Source organism: Burkholderia sp. HMSC10F09, assembly GCF_001806955.1.
In the GTDB taxonomy this organism is placed as follows: Bacteria; Pseudomonadota; Gammaproteobacteria; order Burkholderiales; family Burkholderiaceae; genus Burkholderia; species Burkholderia multivorans.
Genome location: NZ_KV786712.1, coordinates 8,082 through 13,984 on the forward strand (window position 1 = coordinate 8,082; position 5,903 = coordinate 13,984).

7 protein-coding genes are annotated in these 5,903 nt (G+C 62.6%); all 7 read left to right on the plus strand.

Annotated features, from left to right (window positions below):
• The coding region (locus tag HMPREF3115_RS32445; RefSeq protein WP_256276205.1) for an AAA family ATPase at window positions 1–754 on the plus strand (754 nt) is incomplete at its 5' end.
• Between the two features lie 36 nt (window positions 755–790).
• Window positions 791–1,330 (plus strand): type VI secretion system contractile sheath small subunit, encoded by a 540-nt coding sequence (tssB, locus tag HMPREF3115_RS14315; protein WP_006410787.1) that lies wholly within the window; start codon window positions 791–793, stop codon window positions 1,328–1,330.
• A 27-nt stretch (window positions 1,331–1,357) separates the two neighbouring features.
• On the plus strand, window positions 1,358–2,851 hold the full coding sequence (tssC, locus tag HMPREF3115_RS14320; protein ID WP_070554854.1) for a type VI secretion system contractile sheath large subunit: 1,494 nt from the start codon (window positions 1,358–1,360) through the stop codon (window positions 2,849–2,851).
• A gap of 90 nt (window positions 2,852–2,941) precedes the next feature.
• Window positions 2,942–3,427: an Hcp family type VI secretion system effector gene (locus tag HMPREF3115_RS14325; protein WP_006396709.1), complete on the plus strand. Its 486-nt coding sequence runs from the start codon at window positions 2,942–2,944 to the stop codon at window positions 3,425–3,427.
• A gap of 78 nt (window positions 3,428–3,505) precedes the next feature.
• Window positions 3,506–4,009 carry a type VI secretion system lipoprotein TssJ gene (tssJ, locus tag HMPREF3115_RS14330; protein WP_070554856.1) on the plus strand — a complete coding sequence of 168 codons (504 nt, stop codon included), beginning with the start codon at window positions 3,506–3,508 and terminating at the stop codon, window positions 4,007–4,009.
• Between the two features lie 31 nt (window positions 4,010–4,040).
• Complete coding sequence (gene tssK / locus HMPREF3115_RS14335) at window positions 4,041–5,387, plus strand: type VI secretion system baseplate subunit TssK (RefSeq protein ID WP_070554858.1); 1,347 nt, start codon at window positions 4,041–4,043, stop codon at window positions 5,385–5,387.
• A gap of 68 nt (window positions 5,388–5,455) precedes the next feature.
• Window positions 5,456–5,782, plus strand: coding sequence for a hypothetical protein (locus tag HMPREF3115_RS30900; RefSeq protein ID WP_141751677.1), 327 nt, complete (start codon window positions 5,456–5,458; stop codon window positions 5,780–5,782).
• Window positions 5,783–5,903 lie beyond the last annotated feature (121 nt).

The window sequence follows — 5,903 nt, forward strand, 5'->3', positions numbered from 1 at the left end:
GATCACGATCAACATGAGCGAGTATCAGGAAGCCCACACCGTGTCGGGCCTGAAAGGCGCGCCGCCCGGTTATGTCGGCTACGGCGAGGGCGGCGTGCTGACCGAAGCGGTGCGCCGGCGGCCCTACGCGGTCGTGTTGCTCGACGAGATCGAAAAGGCGCATCGCGACGTGCACGAAATGTTCTTCCAGGTGTTCGACAAGGGCTACATGGAAGACGGCGACGGCCGCCATATCGACTTCCGCCATACCACCATCCTGCTGACGAGCAACGTCGGCGCCGAGCTTAGCGCGAGCCTGTGTGCAGATCCGGCGCTGTCACCGGATCTCGACGGCCTGCGCGACGCGCTTGCGCCGGAATTGCTGAAGGTATTCCCGGCGGCGTTCATGGGGCGTGTGACCGTCGTGCCGTACCGGCCGCTCGCCGCCGACGCGCTTGCCAACATCGTCCGCCTGCATCTGGACCGCGTCGCGAAACGCATGGCAGACACCCATGACATCGCGCTTGTCTGCGACGACGCAGTCGTGCACTACATCGTCGGCCGTTGCCTCGTTCAGGAGACGGGTGCGCGCGTGCTGATCGGCTTCATCGAACAGCATGTGCTGCCGCGCCTTTCCGCGCTCTGGCTCGATGCGTTCGCATCGCGCGTGCCGCTCGCGCGCATCGCGATCGGCGTCACCGACTCCGCCGCTTCGCCCGCGCAGGCGCTGACGTTCGAGGCCACCCCTTCTCATCTACTCGAGCCGCGTCGTTGAGCTCGATATCCGCCAACCCCTGTCAGGAGACCGTTCATGTCCGCTAGCAGTTCGCAGAAGTTCATCGCGCGCAATCGTGCGCCGCGTGTGCAGATCGAATACGACGTCGAAGTGTATGGCTCGGAGAAGAAAGTCGAGCTTCCGTTCGTGATGGGCGTACTGGCCGACCTCTCCGGCAAACATCCGGTCGAGCCGCTGCCGGCGGTGTCCGAGCGTCGGTTTCTGGAAATCGACATCGACAACTTCGACGAGCGGATGAAGGCGATCCGGCCGCGTGTCGCGTTTGCCGTGCCAAATACGCTGACGGGCGAAGGCCAGATGATGGTCGACATGACGTTCGAAAGCATGGAGGACTTCTCGCCGGCCGCGATCGCCGACAAGGTCGAGCCGCTGCGCCGCCTGCTCCAGGCGCGTACGCAGCTGGCGAACCTGCAGACGTACATGGACGGCAAGTCGGGCGCGGAGGCGCTCGTCACCCAGCTGCTGCAGGACCCGGCGCTGCTGAAGTCGCTGGCTGCGGCGCCGCGGCCGGAGCGGCACGAAGCGGGCGCGGCCGATCCTGCCGACGCGAGCTGACCGACAAACCGATCGAGGACGACCAAAATGGCAAAACAGCACGTACACGCCGTCGAGGCGCAGGCCGCGACCCAATCCGATTTCACGCAATTGCTCGAGCGGGAATTCCGGCCGAAGACGGATCAGGCCCGCGCGGCGGTGGAACATGCGGTGCAGACACTCGCGGAGCAGGCGCTCACGCAGTCGATCACGATCAGCGACGACGCCTACAAGAGCATCGCGGCCATCATCGCGCAGATCGATCGCAAGCTTTCCGAGCAAATCAACCTGATCCTGCATCACGACGACTATCAGGCGCTCGAATCCGCGTGGCGCGGCCTGAACCATCTCGTGTCGAACACCGAGACGGACGAGCACCTGAAGATCCGCGTGATGGATGTGTCGAAGGCCGAACTGCATCGCACGATGCGGCGCTACAAGGGGCTGGCGTGGGATCAGAGCCCGCTTTTCAAGCAGATCTACGAACAGGAATACGGCCAGCTCGGCGGCGAGCCGTACGGGGGCATCGTGGCCGACTATTACTTCGACCACACGCCGCCGGACGTCGATCTGCTCGGTTCGATCGCGAAGGTGGCGGCGGCCGCACACACGCCGTTCGTGACCGGTGCGGCGCCTTCGGTGCTGCAGATGGAATCGTGGCAGGAACTGGCGAACCCGCGCGACCTGACGAAGATCTTCACGCAGAACCTCGAATACACCGCGTGGAATTCGCTGCGCAACACCGAGGACGCGCGCTACGTCGGCCTCGCGATGCCGCGCTTCCTGGCGCGGCTGCCGTACGGCGCGAAGACCAATCCGGTCGACCAATTCGACTTCGAGGAAGACACGAACGGCTCCGACCACAGCCGCTACGGCTGGGCGAACGCGGCGTATGCAATGGGCGTCAACATCAACCGCTCGTTCAAGCAGTACGGCTGGTGCTCGCTGATCCGCGGCGTCGAATCAGGCGGCACGGTCGACAACCTGCCGTGCCATACGTTTCCGACCGACGACGGCGGCGTCGACATGAAGTGCCCGACCGAGATCGCGATTTCGGATCGTCGCGAGGCCGAGCTGTCGAAGAACGGCTTCATCCCGCTCGTGCATCGCAAGAACACCGATCACGCGACCTTCATCGGCGCCCAGTCGCTGCAAAAGCCGGCCGAGTATCACGATCCCGACGCAACCGCGAATGCGAATCTGTCGGCGCGCCTGCCGTACCTGTTCGCCTGCTCGCGCTTCGCGCATTACCTGAAGTGCATCGTGCGCGACAAGATCGGCGCGTTCAAGGAGCGCGAAGACATGCAGCGCTGGCTCAACGAATGGATCATGAACTACGTCGACGCCGACCCCGCGAACTCGTCGCAGGACACGAAGGCACGCCGGCCGCTCGCGGCGGCCGAGGTGCTGGTGGAGGACGTCGAAGGCAACCCCGGCTACTACCAGGCGAAGTTCTTCCTGCGTCCGCACTTCCAGCTCGAAGGGCTGACCGTTTCGCTGCGGCTCGTGACGAAGCTGCCGTCGATCAAGGAAGCCGCTTAAGCACCCGGCAGATCCCGCAGGGCCGCATCGGACGGCTTCGGCAGACGACGATCGGCCCGATTCCAACGTTCACTAAAAGGAGTACTACGCATGGCACAGGACATTTTTCTGAAGATCGACGGCATCAACGGCGAATCGCTCGACGACAAGCACAAGGACGAGATCGAGATCCTGAACTGGGATTGGGAAATCCTGCAGGAATCGTCGATGCATTCGGGGAGCGGCGGCGGCGCCGGGAAGGCGACCGTCAAGGACCTCACGTTCGAACACAACATCGATCGCGCGAGCCCGAACCTGATGAAGTACGCGCTGACGGGCAAGCACATCGACCAGGCCGTGCTGGTGATGCGCAAGGCCGGCGGCAACCCGCTCGAATACCTGAAGCTCACGATGAGCGACGTGATCGTTACGCGCGTAAAGCCGTCGGGCAGCAAGGCCGGCGAGGAAAAGAGCCGCGAGACGGTGTCGCTGTCGTTCTCGAAGGTGAAGCAGGAGTATGTCGTGCAGAACGCACAGGGCGGCAGCGGCGGCGCCGTCACGGCGAGCTTCGACATCAAGGGCAACAAGGAAGCGTAAGCGCGATGCGTCGCGCGCGGCAGCGCATTCGCGTTCTCCGCGTGCGGCGCATTCGCAGTTCATCGAGGTGAATTCCGTATGCGTTCGATTCTGACCGCCGCTTCGCTCGCCGTCGTCGTGCTGCTCTCGGCCTGCGCGAGCGGCGAACCGAAGCCGAAGGCGCCGATTCGGCTCGAACTGGCCATCAACGCGGCATCCGACGTGAATCCGGACGATCGCGGGCACGCGGCGCCGATCGTGGTGCGTCTCTACGAGCTGAAGAACGGCAACGCATTCGAAGCGGCGGATTTCTTTTCGCTGGAAACACAGGAGAAGACGGTGCTGGCGGCCGACGTCGTCAAGCGCGACCAATTCCAGTTGCGCCCCGGCGAGCATCGGAAAGTTGTCCGGCGGCCCGATCCGGAAACGACTGCCATCGGTGTGATCGCGGCCTATCGCGATCTGCCGAATGCGGTATGGCGGTCGGTCTACACGATGCCTGCCGCGCCCGACAAGGCGTGGTACCGGCTTGTTACACCGAAGCTGAAACTGACTGTCGATCTCTCGGCCAAGGCCGTCGCGATCGAGGAAACGAAGAAATGAAACACGTCGTGCAACGAAACGGACGAGACGTATGAGCTGGTACGCCAAGGTCGCCTGGCAGGAAGGGTTGTTTTTCAGACCGCAGCTTTTCCAGCAACAGGAGCGCTACTTCGAGAGATACGCGCACATGCGTGCGGCGCCGCTGTCGCCGTTTTTCTTCGGTTTCGTGCATTACGCGCTCGATCTGGAGTCGCTCGCGCTCGGGAAAGTGATCGTCAAGTCGGCCGCCGGCGTGTTCGCCGACGGCACGCCGTTCGATGCGCCGGGCAATACGCCGCTGCCGCCGCCGTTGACCGTTCGTCCCGAACACCTCGACCAGGTGATCTATCTGGCCGTGCCGGTACGTTTGCCGAACTGCGAGGAAACGACGTTCGAGGATACGCCCGATTCGATGGCGCGCTATCAAGTGTTCGATGCCGAGCTGCGCGACTCGAATTCGGTCGGGCTGGCGCCTGAGTCCGTCCAGCTGTCGAACCTGCGGCTGCGTTTGGTGCCGGAGAAGGAGCTCGGCAACGCATGGATCGGTCTTGCACTGACGAGTGTAAAGACCATTCGCGCGGACGGCAGCATCGAACTGGACGACACGATCGTGCCGCCCGTATCGGGCTATGGCGCGAGCGATTTGCTGACGAGCTGGGTCACGAAGATCCACGATCTCGCTCATCTGCGCGCAAATGCGCTGTCGCAGCGGCTGGCCGGCACGGACGACACGACCGCGAGCGCGGCGACGGTTACGGATTACCTGCTGTTGCAGATTCTCAACCGGTACGAGCCCTTGCTGCAGCACATGCTGCGCGTGCCGACCACGTCGCCGGCGGAGGTCTACACGCTGCTGATCGCGATGGCGGGCGAGCTGTCGACCCATCTACGCACCGACACGCGCCGGCCGCTCGATACGCATCCGCCTTATCGGCATACGACTCCGCATCTTTGCCTGAAGCCGCTCGTCGACGACACGCACCGGCTGCTCAATGCCGTGCTCGTGCGTAGCGCGCAGAGCATCGCGCTCGAGGATCGGGGGCACGGCATGCGCAATGCAGTGATCGATCCGGCCGATATGCAGGGTTTCGCTTCGCTGGTGCTCGCCGTGCATGCGGCGATGCCGCCCGACGTGCTGCGTCAGCAGTTTCTCGCGCAGGTGAAGGCGGGGCCGTCGGAAAAGCTGCCGAGCCTCGTGCGCAGTCATTTGCCGGGTATCGGCATGCAGGCGCTGCCGGTGCCGCCGCGGCAGATTCCGTTCAACGCGGGATATATCTATTACGAGCTGACACAGGGCGGGGCGCTGTGGAAGGAGGTGGTGCGTCACGGCGGGATCGCGTTGCATGTGGCGGGGGAGTTTCCGTCATTGAAGCTTGAGCTTTGGGGCGTACGCACATAGGACGATAGGAAGAACGCGCTGGATGACGAATTGATTCAATCTTGGCACTCGCTTGACTCGAATTTGATATGGAAAACCTGACTGATCATACGCCGGAACCGTCTCGTGGAAGCCCTGCACTTCGCGGCTTTTGTCTCGCCTGGGTGGTCTTTATCGCGGCGTATTGGACCGTTACTTCTATCGATCCGATACGTAACTTGTTTTGGCGCGGGTACTTTTTTCTCGCGCCCCCGATTGCAGTGGTCGCGGTTGCCGCATTCTTTGCAGTGCGCGGAGAAAAGCGTTTTGCAGGGGGAATGTTTGCCGGCCTTGTCTCTGTGATGTGCGTGATTGTTTATTTGTTGTTTTCTCTATTTTTTGGAAATTCCCAACCCATTGTTAACGGTTGGAAGTAGCGCAGCGCCGGGCAGGCGTTATGGAAAACGTATTGCATACGATCAGTGACTCAATTGATTGAAGGGGCATCGGAATGACTTTAGTCGAGGTATCACGGACGCTATCGGTTTCCGGCGCGGC